At 68.1% G+C, this 15,676-nt stretch carries 10 protein-coding genes, 2 pseudogenes and 1 riboswitch; of the genes and pseudogenes, 6 read left to right on the plus strand and 6 right to left on the minus strand.

The annotated features are described in order from the left end of the window. Positions 1 to 23 precede the first annotated feature (23 nt). Together VFY73_RS29340 and VFY73_RS29345 are read left to right on the plus strand one after the other, a co-directional pair. Positions 24 to 1,088, plus strand: coding sequence for a homocysteine S-methyltransferase family protein (locus VFY73_RS29340; protein WP_329725139.1), 1,065 nt, complete (start codon positions 24 to 26; stop codon positions 1,086 to 1,088). Beyond that, positions 1,085 to 1,618: a cysteine hydrolase family protein gene (locus VFY73_RS29345; protein WP_329725140.1), complete on the plus strand. Its 534-nt coding sequence runs from the start codon at positions 1,085 to 1,087 to the stop codon at positions 1,616 to 1,618. Before VFY73_RS29340 ends, VFY73_RS29345 begins: the two co-directional genes overlap by 4 nt. Positions 1,619 to 1,637: 19 nt before the next feature. On the opposite strand, the gene VFY73_RS29350 is transcribed toward VFY73_RS29345, so the two are convergent. Together VFY73_RS29350 and VFY73_RS29355 are read right to left on the minus strand one after the other, a co-directional pair. Beyond that, positions 1,638 to 2,843: an HD-GYP domain-containing protein gene (locus VFY73_RS29350; protein ID WP_329725141.1), complete on the minus strand. Its 1,206-nt coding sequence runs from the start codon at positions 2,841 to 2,843 to the stop codon at positions 1,638 to 1,640. Positions 2,844 to 3,031: 188 nt separating this feature from the next. Next, entirely contained in the window at positions 3,032 to 3,697 is a 666-nt protein-coding gene (locus VFY73_RS29355) for a hypothetical protein (RefSeq protein ID WP_329725142.1), read from the minus strand. Between the two features lie 93 nt (positions 3,698 to 3,790). After that, positions 3,791 to 3,906, plus strand: a riboswitch (S-adenosyl-L-homocysteine riboswitch). Positions 3,907 to 3,978: 72 nt separating this feature from the next. Here VFY73_RS29355 and metH point away from each other — a divergent pair. After that, positions 3,979 to 6,756: a methionine synthase gene (metH, locus tag VFY73_RS29360; RefSeq protein ID WP_329725143.1), complete on the plus strand. Its 2,778-nt coding sequence runs from the start codon at positions 3,979 to 3,981 to the stop codon at positions 6,754 to 6,756. Between the two features lie 56 nt (positions 6,757 to 6,812). Here metH and VFY73_RS29365 read toward each other — a convergent pair. From VFY73_RS29365 to cysQ, 4 genes and pseudogenes are all read right to left on the minus strand, one after another. Beyond that, positions 6,813 to 7,922, minus strand: a pseudogene (locus VFY73_RS29365) (capsule biosynthesis protein); the annotation flags it as partial. Between the two features lie 393 nt (positions 7,923 to 8,315). Next, positions 8,316 to 10,442, minus strand: coding sequence for a capsular polysaccharide biosynthesis protein (locus VFY73_RS29370; protein WP_329725144.1), 2,127 nt, complete (start codon positions 10,440 to 10,442; stop codon positions 8,316 to 8,318). Beyond that, the gene (locus VFY73_RS29375) at positions 10,426 to 11,985 is read right to left on the minus strand and encodes an alkaline phosphatase D family protein (protein ID WP_329725145.1); all 1,560 of its coding nucleotides are present in this window, start codon (positions 11,983 to 11,985) and stop codon (positions 10,426 to 10,428) included. Before VFY73_RS29375 ends, VFY73_RS29370 begins: the two co-directional genes overlap by 17 nt. A 51-nt stretch (positions 11,986 to 12,036) precedes the next feature. Next, the gene (gene cysQ, locus VFY73_RS29380; RefSeq protein WP_329725146.1) at positions 12,037 to 12,807 is read right to left on the minus strand and encodes a 3'(2'),5'-bisphosphate nucleotidase CysQ; all 771 of its coding nucleotides are present in this window, start codon (positions 12,805 to 12,807) and stop codon (positions 12,037 to 12,039) included. A gap of 296 nt (positions 12,808 to 13,103) precedes the next feature. Here cysQ and VFY73_RS30495 point away from each other — a divergent pair. From VFY73_RS30495 to VFY73_RS29390, 3 genes and pseudogenes are all read left to right on the plus strand, one after another. After that, positions 13,104 to 13,310 (plus strand): annotated as a pseudogene (locus VFY73_RS30495) (winged helix-turn-helix domain-containing protein); the annotation flags it as partial. A gap of 591 nt (positions 13,311 to 13,901) precedes the next feature. Beyond that, positions 13,902 to 14,801, plus strand: coding sequence for a sulfate adenylyltransferase subunit CysD (gene cysD, locus VFY73_RS29385; protein WP_329725148.1), 900 nt, complete (start codon positions 13,902 to 13,904; stop codon positions 14,799 to 14,801). 152 nt (positions 14,802 to 14,953) lie between these two features. After that, a partial coding sequence (locus VFY73_RS29390) for a GTP-binding protein (RefSeq protein WP_329725147.1) occupies positions 14,954 to 15,676 on the plus strand: 723 nt, incomplete at its 3' end.

Here is a 15,676-nt window from a genome sequence, read left to right on the forward strand (position 1 = left end):
AGGTCTTTCTACAATCGACCCCCATGAAGCCCACCCCCGCCTACACCCGCGGCGCCGCGCTGCCCGCGATCCTTGCCCAGCGCATTGCCATCATCGACGGGGCCATGGGCACCATGATCCAGCGCTACAAGCTGGGCGAGGCCGACTTCCGCAACGAGTCGCTGAAGGACCATCCGAAAGACCTGAAGGGCAACAACGACCTGCTGGTGCTGACCCGGCCCGACGTGATCCAGGAGATCCACGAGCAGTACCTGGCTGCCGGCGCCGACCTGATCGAGACCAACACCTTCGGCGCGACCTCGATCGCGCAGGAAGACTACGGCCTGGGCCACCTGGCGCGCGAGATGAACGTCGTCGCAGCCAAGATCGCGCGGGTGGCAGCCGACAAGTACAGCACGCCCGACAAACCCCGCTTCGTCGCCGGCGCACTCGGCCCGACACCGCGCACCGCCAGCATCAGCCCCGACGTCAACGACCCTGGCGCCCGCAACGTCACCTTTGATCAACTGCGTGCGTCGTACCGCGAGCAGGCCGAAGGGTTGCTCGAAGGCGGCGCCGACCTGTTCTTGGTCGAGACCATTTTTGACACGCTGAACGCCAAGGCCGCGATCTTCGCGCTCGACGAGCTGATGGAAGAGACCGGCCAGCGCCTGCCGGTGATCATCTCCGGCACCGTCACCGACGCGTCGGGCCGCATCCTGTCGGGCCAGACGGTCGGTGCCTTCTGGCACTCGGTGCGGCACGCGCGGCCGCTGGCGATCGGCCTCAATTGCGCGCTCGGGGCGGCCCTGATGCGCCCGTACATCGAAGAGCTGTCGCGCCTGGCCGACGACACCTTCATCAGCTGCTACCCGAACGCCGGCCTGCCCAACCCGATGAGCGACACCGGCTTCGACGAGACGCCGGAAGTCACCGGTGGGTTGATGGAAGAGTTCGCCAAGAGCGGCTTCCTGAACATCGCCGGCGGCTGCTGCGGCACCACGCCCGACCACATCGCGGCGATCGCGAAGCGCGTCGGCGCCTACCGGCCGCGGCATCGCCACGACCCGCTGCTGACCCGCTTGGTGGCCGAGGGCGCCGACGCATGAAAACCGCCCTGCTGGTGATCGATGTACAGCGCGGGCTGTTCGAAAGCAGCCCCGCCCCGTTCGAAGGCGAAACCGTCGTGCAGCGCATCAATCTGCTCGCCGAGCGAGCCCGCGCAGCCGGCGCGCCGGTGGTGTTCATCCAGCATGAGCGCGCGGAGAGCCCGCTGGCGCATGGCAGCGACAAGTGGCAGCTCGACCAACGACTCATCGTTCAGCCGGATGACGTGAAGGTGCGCAAGTCCACGCCCGACTCCTTCTTGCATACCGAGCTGGCCGGCCTGCTGGCGGGCTGGGGCGCCGAGCACCTGGTGGTGTGCGGTTATGCGACCGAGTTCTGCGTCGACACCACGACCCGGCGCGCGGCAGCGTTGGGCTTTGCGGTGACGATCGCGGCCGATGCCCACACCACGCATGACAAGCCGCACGCCAGTGCCGAAACGATCCGCACGCACCACAACGCGACGCTGCCCAACCTGACCAGCTTCGGGCCGAAGATCCAGGCCGTACCGACCTCGGACATCAGGTTTTGACGGGCAGTTGAAGCGGGTCTCAGACCAGCTTCTGCAACTGTTCCAGGTTCGGCTGCACCCGCACGTCGCCTGACGGCACGCCGCCCTCGACCTTGTACTTCGGCAGCGCCGTGTGCCGCACCGCCGGCACCGCCAGCGGCATGCCCTCGCGGTTGACCAGGCTCACGACCGTCAGCGGGGCCTTCGGGTTCGGCTGGCGCTTCATCACCAGCGCGACCTCGCCGCAGGCCAGCTTGACCCAAGCCCCGGGCGGATGCAGGCCGGTTTCGGCCAGCAGGGCCTGACCGGCCTCGTCCGGGTGGCCGCCTTCGTCGAAGAACGCCGCCTGTGCGGCGGCCTTGGCCGACAACGCAGCGCGGTTGCGCCGCGCACTCAGGCGCGCAGCGTAGCGGTCGGCGCGCTGGATCAGGCGCGCCAGGCGGATCGCCGGTTCGAGCTTGTCCAGCGGGCCGCTGGGTGCGTCGTGGTGGTGGCGCATCGCATCCAGCCACAGTGGGTCGTCGACGCCCGCGGCCTGCAGCAACTCGACGCCACGCTGCGCGTGCAGGTGGACCTGGTTGCGCTGGACCGGATTCAAAGGCTCCGCCTGGCGCACCAGCGCCTGCTGCAACACGGTCATGCCGACGTTCATCGACAGGGCCGCGCGGGTCAAAGGGCGGCGCCACTCGGGTTGCCAGCCGGGCAGGCGCGGACCGGCCAGCGCACACAGCAGCATCACGAGGATCGCGTGGTGGGTGCTGTAGTCCTCGGGCTGGCGGCCGGCCAGGTGGATGAAGCGCAGCAGCGTGGCGTCGACCTGGCGGTCGAGTCGGTTCAGCATCTCCTGCGCCAGATCGTCCACTCGCGGCACCCAGCGCGTCGCGCCGGTGTCACCCAGCAGCACGCGGGCACGGCTTTCCAGATCCGGCCATTCGAGCGGACGCTCGGCCAAGGGCATCGGCTCGGTCGCACGTTGATCGAATTCGGGTCGCAGCGCCGCAATGGCACCCAAGGTGGCGCCGCCGGTGCGCAACATCTGGTCGACCTGGGCGTTCAGCTGACGCTGAGCGAAGTCCTTCTCGCCCTCTTCGATGAACAGTGCGCGGGCCAGCAGATAGCCCAGTTGCTGCTGGTCGGCGATTGGCGAGCCGCGGTGCACCAGCACCTGGCCGTTGATGTCGCGCAGCGAGAACGGCAGCGGGTAGCCGGGCTCCAGGCCGTCGGGGGTGATGGGGACAAGTTTCATGGTGGCAGGCAGGCCCGCGCGACCACGAGGCGGCGGGGCTTCCGGGTGTCATCGGCCAACCACCGCCCATCTTGAGGCGAAAAGTGATGTCAGCGCCCACTTGGCGGATTTCGTTGCCCGTCGGTGACCCTTCAGCGCCCCAGGGCTCGGCAAGCCGAGCCGGCCATCCACGAACTCGGGATGAGCGGTCAGTGTGCCGCGCCACTGCCTCCATTGGGCGGCGGCAACACGCGGCCGGCCGAGGTGGGCGCCAGCGTGCCGTCGTCCAGCTTGCGCAACCCCGCCGGCGGCGCCACCAATCGGAACAGCATCTGGTCGTCAGCCGGAGGGCTGGCCGACGCGATGCGCCAGTTCGGCACCCCTTTGGTGGCCAGGTGGCTGCGCACGGCGGCCAGCCGCTCGGCCGACCGGGGACCGGCCGGTGCCGCGGCCTGCAGCTTGGCGGCCGGCTGGCGTTTCAGGCTTTGCGACAACTTGTCGAGCACCGCCTGCAGCGGCGGCTTCGGCCCGGGCGCAACGGCCGCCGGGGTCGTCGAGGCCGGGGCTGCGTCGAACGCGTACTTCATCGGCACGCGCAACACCACGCTGCCATCGGGCTCGCCCGCCACCTGCACCGGCGTGCCGGCGAACAATTCGGTCAGCCAGCGGGCCTCGCCTGCCAAGGGGGCATCGGGCGGCAGCGTGGGTTTGGCCGTCGCGGCCGGCGGTTCAGAGGTCGAAGACGCAGCCGCACCTGGCGCGGACGGCGCAGAGGTCCGGCAGGCCTGCAAGCTGGCCAACAACACGACGGCGGCGCTCAATGAGAGCCGGCGCATCGACAACGCGCAGGGCATGCGCAGCCCGAGGGTATCCATGCTGCCATTGAAGCAAACCGGGCGCCTGACAAAGTGCACGGGTTGTAACAGCGGTCAAGCCTCGTAAGCCCTTGCTTGCGTAGAATTCGCGCACCGTCCGAGGAGCGTTGCGACGGCGTGGTCTTTCTTGCCGAAAGCCATGCCGCCAGGCTCGGCACGGGCACGCTGGCGCGTCCAAACGCCGCGTGCGGCAACGGCGCTCACCCGGGTCGCACGCGACCGCCGTGGGTGAGCCGTGGCGATCGACCGGCCCTTCGTCTTTGAGACCGCTGATTACCGCCATGACCGACCGCTCCGCGCCCTTGCCCTCCGAACCTTCCGCCGTCGCGCCGCCGCCGATGCGCTTGTCCGGGTTGGAGCCGGTCGCGATCGGCGCCGGCTCGCTGTTCGTCAACGTGGGCGAGCGCACCAACGTGACCGGCTCGAAAGCCTTCGCCCGGATGATCCTGGCCGGCGAGTACGAGCAGGCGTTGGCGGTCGCGCGCCAGCAGGTCGAGAACGGCGCCCAGGTCATCGACATCAACATGGACGAAGCCATGTTGGACAGCCAGGCGGCGATGGTGCGCTTTCTGAACCTCGTCGCCGGCGAGCCCGAGATCGCGCGTGTGCCGATCATGGTCGATTCGTCGAAGTGGAGCGTGATCGAGGCCGGCCTGAAGTGCCTGCAGGGCAAGGGCATCGTCAACTCGATCTCGCTGAAGGAAGGCGAGGCCGAGTTCAAGCGCCAGGCCACGCTGGTGCGCCGCTACGGTGCCGCGGCAGTGGTGATGGCCTTCGACGAAAAGGGCCAGGCCGACACCTTTGCGCGCAAGACCGAGATCTGCGCGCGGGCCTACCGCATCCTCGTCGACGAGGTCGGCTTCCCGGCCGAAGACATCATCTTCGACCCGAACATCTTCGCGATCGCGACCGGAATCGAAGAGCACGACAACTACGCGGTCGACTTCATCAACGCGACGCGCTGGATCAAGCAGAACCTGCCCGGAGCGAAGGTCTCGGGCGGCGTGTCGAACGTCTCCTTCAGCTTCCGCGGCAACGAGCCGGTGCGCGAGGCCATCCACACCGTCTTCCTGTACCACGCGATCCAGGCGGGCATGGACATGGGCATCGTCAATGCCGGCATGGTCGGCGTCTACGACGACCTCGACGCGACCTTGCGCGAGCGTGTCGAAGACGTCGTGCTGAACCGCCGGCCCGACGCCGGCGAACGCTTGATCGAGATCGCCGAGACCGCCAAGGGCGCCGCGAAGGACGACTCGCAGCGCCTGGCCTGGCGCAATGCCGGCGTCAACGAGCGCCTCTCCCACGCGCTGGTGCACGGCATCACCGACTTCATCACCGACGACACCGAAGAGGCCTGGCAAGCGATCCGGGCCAAGGGCGGCCGGCCGCTGCACGTGATCGAAGGCCCGTTGATGTCGGGCATGAACATCGTCGGCGACCTGTTCGGTGCCGGCAAGATGTTCCTGCCGCAGGTGGTGAAAAGCGCGCGGGTGATGAAGCAGGCCGTGGCGCACCTGCTGCCTTACATCGAGGCCGAGAAAGCCGCGATGATCGACGCCGGCGGCGAGGCCAAGCCGAAGGGCAAGATCGTCATCGCGACGGTCAAGGGCGACGTCCACGACATCGGCAAGAACATCGTCACCGTCGTGCTCCAGTGCAACAACTTCGAAGTCGTCAACATGGGCGTGATGGTCCCGTGCCAGGACATCCTCGAGAAAGCCCGTACCGAAGGCGCCGACCTGATCGGCCTTTCCGGCCTGATCACGCCCAGCCTCGAAGAGATGCAGCACGTGGCGGCCGAGATGCAGCGCGACGCATGGTTCCGCGACAAGCAGATGCCGCTGCTGATCGGTGGCGCGACGACCAGCCGCGTGCACACCGCGGTGAAGATCTCGCCGCACTACGAAGGCCCGGTGGTCTACGTGCCGGACGCATCGCGTGCGGTCGGCGTGTGCTCGGAGCTGCTGTCCGACGAACGCTCGCAGGCCTACCTCGCCGAGCTGCGGGCCGACTATGACCGCGTGCGCACGCTGCACGCCGGCAAGAAGGCGACGCCGCTGGTCACGCTGGCGCAGGCGCGGGCCAACAAGACGCCGATCGACTGGAGCGTGCCGCCGGCGGCACCGCGCTTCATCGGTCGGCGCGTGTTCAAGCACTACGACCTGGCCGAGTTGGCCGCCTGCATCGACTGGGCACCGTTCTTCCAGACCTGGGACCTGGCCGGCCCCTACCCCGCGATCCTGCAGGACGCGGTGGTCGGCGAGGCGGCGCGACGTGTGCTCGCCGATGGCCAGGCGATGCTGAAGAAGATCATCGACGGCCGCTGGCTGCAGGCCCATGGCGTGATGGGGCTGTACCCGGCCAACACGGTCGATGACGACGTGATCGAGGTCTACGCCGACGAGTCGCGCGAGCAGGTGCTGCTGCGCTGGGCACCGCTGCGGATGCAAAGCCAACGCCCAGTCATCGACGGTGTCGCCCGGCCGAATCGCTCATTGGCCGACTTCATCGCGCCCAAAGGCGCGCAGCCCGACTACATCGGCCTGTTCGCGGTGACCGCCGGCCTCGGCGCCGACAAGAAAGCGGCGCAGTTCGAAGCCGCTCACGATGACTACAGCTCGATCATGCTGAAGGCGCTGGCCGACCGGTTGGCCGAAGCCTTTGCCGAGCGGCTGCACCAGCGCGTGCGCACCGAGCTGTGGGGCTACGCCGCCGACGAGCACCTGTCGAACGAGGAGTTGATCGGCGAGAAGTACCGCGGCATCCGCCCGGCGCCGGGTTACCCGGCCTGTCCGGACCACGGCGTCAAGGGCGCGATGTTCCGCGTATTGGCCTGCGACGAGATCGGCATGGGCCTGACCGAAAGCCTGGCGATGACGCCAGCGGCGAGCGTGAGCGGGTTCTACCTCGCCCACCCAGCGTCGACCTACTTCAACGTCGGCCCGGTCGGTGCCGACCAGCTGGCGGCCTGGGGGGCGGCGCTGGGCATTTCCAACGACGAGGCACGGCGGCGGCTGCTGTCGGTGATCGACGGCAGCCCGGGCGCTTCGGCGTAGAAGCTGGCGTTGAGCTGCGTTTCGCGCACGAGGTAGGTGCGGAAACGCTGGAACAGCTCGACATCGACCGGGCCCGGGTCGGCCCAGAAGCTGTCGAGCGGCCCCGGGTGGACCAGGCCCTCGATCGCGTACATGCACTCGCCCAGCGTGATCACCGGCGTGCCGTGGTACAGCGCCTGCAGGCCGGTGGTGCTATTGACCGTGACCACGCCGGTCGCATGCTTCAGCAGCGTCGGCAGGTGCTGGTCATGGATGTAGTGCACCCGGTCGGTGATACCCAGGCGTTCGGCCTCGGCGGCGATCAGGCGGGTGTAGTCGTTGTAGGGCCGGTCCAGCGGGTGGTGCTTGAGCACCAGCAGTTGATCGGCCGGCGCATGCTGCGCAAACGACACCAGCACCTCATGGATGAAGGTTCCGACGTCCTTGTAGTGCGAGTGGCGGCGGATCTGGCTGTCGTTGTAGACCTGCAGCGGCACCAGGAAGAAGCGCTTGTGCTGTTCCGGTGCGGCGAGGAAGTCCTGCATCTCGCGCTCGGTGAAGCGGTACCACCACTTGCGCCAGGCGCCGTGGGCCCACTTCAGGCCTTGGCGGACCGGCGCGATCGAGCGGTGGTGGCGGTAGTGCGGGTAGCGTGGGTGGCCGATCGAGCGGGCCACCGAATAGGCGATCGCGACGGAAGCCACCACACTGAAGCTCTGGCCTGTCGGCTGCGGTGTCGGCAGCGGTTCGATGTTCAGGTCGCGGTAGAAGGCCGGGTCACGCGGCAGCGGCGACGCGGCGTTGACACCGCCGACTTCCAGCGTGACATAGTCCGGTCGCACATAGCCTTCTTCGAACACGAAGACCGTGACGCCAAGCGCGCGGGCCTGTTCGATCGCGGCCTGGTGCATCTGGCGCGACTGCCCGAACAGCACGATCGCGTCCAGCCGCAATTCAGCGATCAGGCGCCGCAACCGGGCCGGCCATTGGTCCAGCGGGTCGCGGTACTGGATGACCTGATCCCCGTGAAAGAACCAGTCGTCGCCAGCGTTGAAATTGACTTTCCAGACCTGCTGGCCATGTGCACGCAGCGTGCCGGCCAGTCGCTCAAAGAACGACCCCATCGGGCCCTGCAACATCAGCGTGCGACGCTGGCAGAGCAATCGATCGAGCGAGGTGGGGATCATCTAAAGGACAACGGAGTCAACATCACCGCCGCACCAAAGGTGGATTCACCCAGAGGCTGCGGCGCACAAATCGATCGGACTAAGCAACCCGCGTTCCCGCGGAATCACGCGCACATGCCACTGTGACGATCCACTGTGACACTCTAGGGAAAGACCGGGAACGTGACGATCCCACGAATGGGTGGCACTTGTGGCGAATTTGATCTTTCTTGACGAATTCGCCTGCCCCAGCCTGCCCCCCGGCTTCATACGGGGTGCAGCGGCGGATTCTGCCGCGCCGACAAAGGCCGACGCTCGCGGAAGTTTCTACAGCCGCGTACTGCAACAACTGCTTTCGCTTTTCCGTATTTCCGCAGATCTGGCCGACTTGGCGGCGGTTCCCGGTGGCAGGCCTCAAGCCGCCTCGCCGCTCCACCAGCGCCGCAGCGCCACCACGTGGCGCAAGGTCCAACGCCACGCGCGCCGACCGGTCGAGACGTTTCGCTGCCCGGCGGCGCCTTCCTCGCGCCAGGCCTGCAGCTCGGTCAGCGCCCGCTCGGCCGTCGTGAAGTGCCCGGTCACCCGGCTGACGTAGCTCGGGTACAGCAGCAGCACACCCGCCACCAGCGCGTCCAGCGTCAGCCGCCGCGTGCGGCGCGGGATCGCCACGCGGTCCTGGGTCAGGCCCCAGCCGGCATAGAACGGGCAACCCCAGCAGACCACCGACTTGCCGCGCAGCAGGGCTTCGAACCCGGCGAGCGAGGTCAGCACATGCACTTCGTCGACCTGGCGCAGCACCTGGTCCATCGGCGCGTCGATGACGACCTCGTCGCACAGCGCGGCGGCGGCGCCTTCGCCCCTGCCTGCTTCGCGCAGCTGGGCCACGACATCGGGGTGCGGCTTGTAGACGAGGTAGGCATCGGGCCGCTCGGCACGCACGGCCTTCAGCAATGACATGTTCGTGCGCAGGCCCGGCGCGCCCAGGCGGATCGACGCGTCGGCCTCCACCTGGCCGGCGACCAGCACGACCGGCTTGATCGTCGCCGGACGCTGCCAGCGGGCCTGGCCGACGTTGTACTTCGTCAAGCCCGCAGCGAGGATGCGCTCACGCAGCACCCGGGCCCGCTCGCAGGTCGCCTCGTCGAACTCGGCTTCGGCCAGCAACCGCTCCAACGCCGACGGCGCGGTCGCGTCGTAGTACATGCCCTGCCGGTCCATCACCCACGACAGCGGCCGCACCAGATCGGCCCCCAGGCCGACCGAGCGCAGGAAGCCATCTTCCAGCCGCACGACCAGCGGTTGCGCCTGCCCACCGACCGCCGCGGGCGGCACCGGCCGCCGGCCCCACAACGCCAGGCCGGCCCCGGGCGGGACCGGCCGATTGGCGCTCTGGAAGCGCAGGTCGCTGCCGGCGAAAAACGCACGGGCGATCGGCTTCTTCCAGCGCGAAAAGCCCACCGCCACCATCTGCGCCGGAAAGCGCTCGCGCATGCGCCGCTGCAGCGCCATCCAATCCAACAGACGTTCGGGTTCGCAGCGCTGGCCGGTCTCCGGGTCGAGGTAGCGCGGATAGTCGATCAGCGCGGCGTGGCACAGCGCCGCCAAGCCGGCTGCGCTGCGCCGGTCGGGCGCCCCCAGTTCGTCACGTGTCAGGCCCCAACCAGCGTAGAACGGCATGCCGAAGCAGCGCAGCGGCCGCCCCCACAGCAGCGCCTCGAAGCCCATCTGCGACGTGACGGTGTAGACCGCACCGGCCCGCTCGAGCAGCCCGCAGGGGTGGGCCGGACTGGCCAGCAACTGAACCCGCGCCGCCGCGCCAGGCGACAGCTGCGCGAAGTGGCCGCGCTTGCGGCCGGCCACCACATCGGGGTGGACCTTCAGCAGCACGCGTGCGGAAGGGTGCTCATCCAGCGCCGCCTCCAGCATGCGGGTGAAGCTCGCTGGCGTCGCGCTGCCGTAGGCAATGGATGCATCGCCGAAGGTCTGGTCGATCACCAGCACATCGCCGTCGCGCACCAGGCCGGGTGCTTCACGCGCCTGGTTGTACTTGGACACGCGGGCTTCGCGCCAACGCGCAGCCAACGCCAGTGCGCGGGCTTGCTGCCCTTCGGTCAGTGGCGCTGCCACCAACTGCTCCAGCCGCGACGGGCCACCGGCGTCGTAATAGATGCCGATGGGGTCGATGACGACCGACAGCGGCGGCTCATCGGCACCGAGCCCGACCGAGCGCAGGAAGCCATCTTCGAGCCGGGTCAATGGCAGTCGCTGCTCGTGCGCCCAGGTTTCGGCGCGCTTGGCGCTGGGCTTGCGGCCCCACGCCAGCACGCCGTCCGGGCGCACATCGCCCGCCTTGCGCGGCCCGACCAGCGTCAGCTCGGGCAGCAGCGCCGGCAGCGTGCGCTGGCGTGCCAACACGCCAGGCCCGTGCACGACCGCCACGCGCCAGCCCGCCAGCGGCTGGTCGCGCGCTGGCGAGGACTCGGCGAGGGAATCGATGCTGGGGCTGGGCAGGGGCGCTGAGGGCCTACCGGAAGAGCTCAAGTTTCATGTCCGCGGGGGTTCCGTCGGCAGCATAGCCTTGCTTCAGATGGCCATCGGCGTCCATCACGCGGATCGTGACCGCGTTGCTGGTCAGGTCGACCTTCAGGTAGCCCGCACTGTCAGCGCCAGGCAGCGGAAACGGGGGCTGGTCCAGCAGGGCAATGCGCTTCTTCGAATAGTCCATGCCGAGACAGGCCACCGGCTCGCGCTGCAGGTTGGGCTCGATGAAGCCGCCGAGCATCCAGGTGCCCGGCGCGCTGACCAGCAGCCGGCTGTCCATCGGATCAAGCCGGCAGTAGGTGTCGACCCAGGTCGACGGCATATTGGCGTGCGGGGCCGACGCCTCGGGCAGGCCGGCGTTGCGGCCGTCGTCAAGGGCGCCGCCCGAGTGGATGTCGGCACTCAACACGATGACATTGGCGATCTGGTGCTCCTGGATGAAGTTGAGCAGCTCGGCCCGCTCGGACGGGAACGCGCCCCAGGCGTCCCAGGGCTTGGTCGTGGGATTGAAGGTGATCGGTGAGACGATGAACTTCCACACCGCCGTCGAGCGCGCCAGGCCATCGAGCAGCCACTGCTTCTGACACTCCCCCAGCAGGCGCCCGGTGGCCGCGTCCCGGTTGCTGCGGGCGTCGAGCAGGAAGAAGCTGGCCAGGTTGCCGTGGCTGAAGCTCTGCCAGTCGCCCGTATCACCACAAAGCTGGCCCTCGCGCAGCCCGTTGTCGGCCGCCGGCAGGAAGTAGTCGCGGTAGACCGAACGGGCCAGGTCGCCGAACGGGCAACCTGCATTCGCGCCGTTCATGCAGAAGTCGTGGTCGTCCCAGGCGTAGTACAGCGGAATTTGCAGTTGCTGCGCCGTCTTCGATGTCACGAAAGCCTTGACGAAGTCGGCACCCAGCGGTCTGGAAGGGTCCAGCATCAGGCGGCGCATCTGGCGCAGGTTGCCGAGCACGGTCTGGGCCTGCTCGATCGGGTAGTAGTCCTGTGTGTTCGGCAGCCTGGCCGGGTCGGAATGGTCCAGGTCGCCGACGATCAGCACGAAGTGGGGCCGGGGCATGGCCGCCATGCGCAGCGCCTTGCTGGCACGCTGGCGGGTCATGAAGTCGCCCAGCACGCTGAAGCTGAGCGAGGTCGGCAGCTTGACCGGCGTGCGGAAGTACGACGGCAGATTGCGGCTGACTTCGCCCAGCGCGTCGGTGAACTGCAGCGTGTAGCTGTAGGTGGTGTTGGCCTTCAGCCCCGCCAGCGCGAAACGACCGGTGAAGTCATGCGCCTCGGAGATCTCGACCACCGGACCGTCGATCGCCTCGGCGGCGCCAGTCGGCTTGTAGGTGATGTGGGCGGTGCCGGGCCCCTGCCAGCGCGCCCACACGGCGGCGCTGTCTGTCGTGATGGCACCGACCATCGGGCCGTGGCTGGGCGGGCCGGCCTGGGACAGGGCGGCGGCCCCGGTGCCGAGCAGGCAGGCCCCCGTCAGCAGCGCTGCAAACCGGCGGCGCCAGACACGCGGAGAAGGCTCCGCCGCTTCGGACCATGTTGGCATGGCCATCCCCCCGTCTGTTTTCTTCGGGCCCGCCGGCCCGGCCTGCTGTCGTCAGGCCAAGCCGCTGGCTGCGAAATGCGGATTGTCGAAACCCGGCTTACCGTAGCGCAAATCAGCGCCGTCGGCCACCACAGTGACCCTGCCGCCCGCGGCTCGCAACACGGCATCGCCCGCGGCGATGTCCCATTCCATCGTCCGACCCAGGCGCGGGTACAGATCGGCTTCGCCAGCGGCCACCAGGCACAGCTTCAGCGACGAGCCGGCGTTGGTGCGCGAGGCCACCTTGCGGCCACCCAGGAAGGCGTCGAGCGCGGTCTCGTCGCCGTGCGAGCGGCTGGCGACGACCGTCAGGCCCTCGGCCGGCACGGCGCGGCAGCGGATCGCCCGCTTGCCGTCCTTGTCTTCGACCCAGGCGCCAACACCGGCGGCACCGGTGAACATGCGGCCGATCGCGGGGGCGTAGACCAGGCCCAGCACCGGCTTGCCGTGCTCGACCAGCGCGATGTTGACGGTGAACTCGCCGTTGCGGCTGATGAACTCCTTGGTCCCATCGAGTGGGTCGACAAGAAAGAAGCGATCACTAACATCCGGAATGTTGCCAGCCGCGACGGCCTCTTCGGCCACGACCGGAATGCCCGGCGCGATCTTGGCGAGACCGGCCAGGATCACTGTCTCGGCCTTCTGGTCGGCCTGCGTGACCGGCGACTCGTCACCCTTCTTGGTCACGTCGAAGTCGGTCGCATAAATGTCCATGATCACCTGGCCGGCATCCCGCATCAGCGGGGTCAGTTGCTCGAGCAGGGCAGCAGCAGAGGTGTTCATAAGTCACATATACAAATGAGGGATTCGCCATTGTGCCCGGCGCGTGCCACAATCCAATCCCCTAAAACATTTTCTGACCGTGATTCGTGACCTCGCCCACCCCAGACATCGCTGCGCTGAATGCGCGCCGTCGGCGTGCGGTCGAGTTGCGCGTCGACGGGCGCAGCCTGAGCGAGATCCAGCAGGCCACCGGGCTGAGCGTGCCGACCATCATCCAGGCCTATCGGGCCTTCGAGGGGGGCGGCTGGGCGGCGATTGCCGTCGGTGCCCGCGGGCGGCCCAAGGGCGATGGGCGGGTGCTGAGCGTCGGGCAAGAGCAGTCGCTGCGCCTGGCCGCGCTGTCCGACCTGCCGGAGCGGCACGGTCTGCCGCCGGCGCTGTGGACCGGTTTGTCGTTGCGCACGCTGGCGTCGCGCCATTTCGGCATCGCGCTGGAGCCGCGCGCAGTGTCGCGCCTGCTGCAGCGCTGGGGCTTGGCGTTGGTATCGCTGCGCGGGGCCAAGGCCGCCCGCTCGCCGGCGGAAGCCGATTGGCTGGCCCAGACCTGGCCGGCAGCGGTCGAGCAAGCCCGTGCCGAGGGCTCGCAGCTGGCCTGGGCCGGCAGCCTGGCTCACCCCGATCGGCCGGTACCGGGTGGTGTGCTGGTCGCCAGCCGCCCGCGCGGCAGCCTGGCCTGGTTGCCGGTACCCGGCACGCTGGCCTCGGCCGACGCCTATCTCGATTTCCTCGCGCGGCTGCTGCGCAGCGCCGCCGGGCCGTGGCGGGTGTACCTGCATGGGCCGGACTTTCGCCGCGTGCCCAAGGTGCAGCAATGGCTGGGCGCGCATCCGCGTTTGAAACTGTTGCCCGGGCCGCTGGCACCGCGCGCGCGGCAGGCGCCCGAACCGGCCTCGCCCGCCATGCCATTGCCACCGTCGCCGGCGCTGCCGGCCCGCGCGCCGGTCGCGACCGCGCCCACTTCCGTCACGCTTTCGCCGCCGGCCACGGCCGGCGTTGCGAAAGCCGCTGCGATCATCGCGGCGCCGCCCGAAGCCAGGCCTCGCGCCGCCTCGATTTCCTTCCCTTCCCTGCCTGAAACAACGGACATCACCCCCATGAACCTGACCCACTTGCAGCGGCTGGAGGCCGAAAGCATTCACATCATGCGCGAGGTCGTCGCCGAGGCCGACAACCCGGTGATGCTGTACTCGATCGGCAAAGACTCGGCGGTCATGCTGCACCTGGCCAAGAAGGCGTTCTTCCCATCGCCGCCCCCGTTCCCGCTGCTGCACGTGGACACCACGTGGAAGTTCCGCGCGATGTACGAGATGCGCGACCGCATGGCCAAGGAATTGGGCATGGAGCTGCTGGTGCACCACAACCCCGAAGCGCAGGAACTGGGCATCAACCCGTTCACGCACGGCTCGCAGATCCACACCGACATGTGGAAGACGCAAGGCCTGAAGCAGGCGCTGGACAAGTACGGCTTCGACGCCGCCTTCGGTGGTGCCCGCCGCGACGAAGAAAAAAGCCGCGCCAAGGAACGCATCTTCAGCTTCCGCTCGGCGCAGCACCGTTGGGATCCGAAGAACCAACGCCCCGAACTCTGGCGCCTGTACAACGGCCGCAAGCAAAAGGGCGAGTCGATCCGCGTGTTCCCGATCTCGAACTGGACCGAACTCGACATCTGGCAATACATCTACCTGGAAAACGTGCCCATCGTGCCGCTGTACTTCGCGGCCGAGCGTCCGGTGGTCGACCGTGACGGCACGCTGATCATGGTCGACGACGACCGCATGCCGCTGCGCGACGGCGAAGTGCCGATGATGAAGAACGTCCGCTTCCGCACGCTGGGCTGCTACCCGCTGTCGGGTGCGGTGGAATCGACCGCCGACACGCTGCCCGCCATCATCCAGGAAATGCTTCTGACGAAGACGTCGGAGCGCCAGGGCCGCATGATCGACCACGACGCCGCCGCCTCGATGGAGAAGAAGAAGCAAGAAGGCTATTTCTGACGGCCCCCACGCGCGCTGGCGCGCGCTGCCCCCCGAGGGGGCTCGCGCAGCGGACCGGCAAAGCCGGATCCGCGCACGCCACCAGGCTGGACCTGTCCTCGCCTTCCGAGTGCCACCTGGCTGAATACACCGAACGTTTTTAAGGATTCATCATGGCCCACCAATCGGACCTGATCGCAGTCGACATTGAAAAGTACCTGAAGCAGCACGAGAAGAAGAGCCTGCTGCGTTTCATCACCTGCGGCTCCGTCGATGACGGCAAGTCGACCGTCATCGGCCGCCTGCTGTACGAATCGAAGATGCTGTTCGAAGACCAGCTGGCCGCGATCGAGAACGACTCGAAGAAGTGGGGCACCCAGGGTGGTGACATCGACTTCGCGCTTCTGGTCGACGGCCTGGCCGCCGAGCGCGAGCAGGGCATCACGATCGACGTCGCCTACCGCTTCTTCTCGACCGACAAGCGCAAGTTCATCGTCGCCGACACCCCGGGCCACGAGCAGTACACCCGCAACATGATCACCGGCGCCTCGACCGCCGACGTGGCCGTGGTCCTGATCGATGCGCGCAAGGGCGTGCTGACGCAGACCCGCCGCCACAGCTACCTCGTGAGCTTGATCGGGGTGCGCAAGGTCGTGCTGGCCATCAACAAAATGGACCTGGTCGATTACTCCGAGAAGGTCTTCAACCAGATCAACGAGGAATACCTCGAATTCGCCAAGCAGATCGGCCTGAATGACGTCACCAGCATCCCGCTGTCGGGCCTGAAGGGCGACAACATGCTGACGGCCAGCGAGAAGACGCCCTGGTACCACGGCCCGACACTGATGGGCTTCCTGGAAACCTGCGAGATCGACGAAGCCCGCCTGCAGAAGGAA

The organism is Ideonella sp. (genome assembly GCF_036277275.1).
Classification (GTDB): domain Bacteria; phylum Pseudomonadota; class Gammaproteobacteria; order Burkholderiales; family Burkholderiaceae_C; genus Ideonella.

Excerpts from the sequence above, each read along its gene's own strand:
- metH (WP_329725143.1), top strand. The coding sequence starts at position 3,979 with ATGACCGACCGCTCCGCGCCCTTGCCCTCCGAACCTTCCGCCGTCGCG.
- cysQ (WP_329725146.1), bottom strand. The coding sequence starts at position 12,807 with ATGAACACCTCTGCTGCTGCCCTGCTCGAGCAACTGACCCCGCTGATG.
- VFY73_RS29340 (WP_329725139.1), top strand. The coding sequence starts at position 24 with ATGAAGCCCACCCCCGCCTACACCCGCGGCGCCGCGCTGCCCGCGATC.
- cysD (WP_329725148.1), top strand. The coding sequence starts at position 13,902 with ATGAACCTGACCCACTTGCAGCGGCTGGAGGCCGAAAGCATTCACATC.
- VFY73_RS29345 (WP_329725140.1), top strand. The coding sequence starts at position 1,085 with ATGAAAACCGCCCTGCTGGTGATCGATGTACAGCGCGGGCTGTTCGAA.
- VFY73_RS29350 (WP_329725141.1), bottom strand. The coding sequence starts at position 2,843 with ATGAAACTTGTCCCCATCACCCCCGACGGCCTGGAGCCCGGCTACCCG.
- VFY73_RS29355 (WP_329725142.1), bottom strand. The coding sequence starts at position 3,697 with ATGGATACCCTCGGGCTGCGCATGCCCTGCGCGTTGTCGATGCGCCGG.
- VFY73_RS29375 (WP_329725145.1), bottom strand. The coding sequence starts at position 11,985 with ATGCCAACATGGTCCGAAGCGGCGGAGCCTTCTCCGCGTGTCTGGCGC.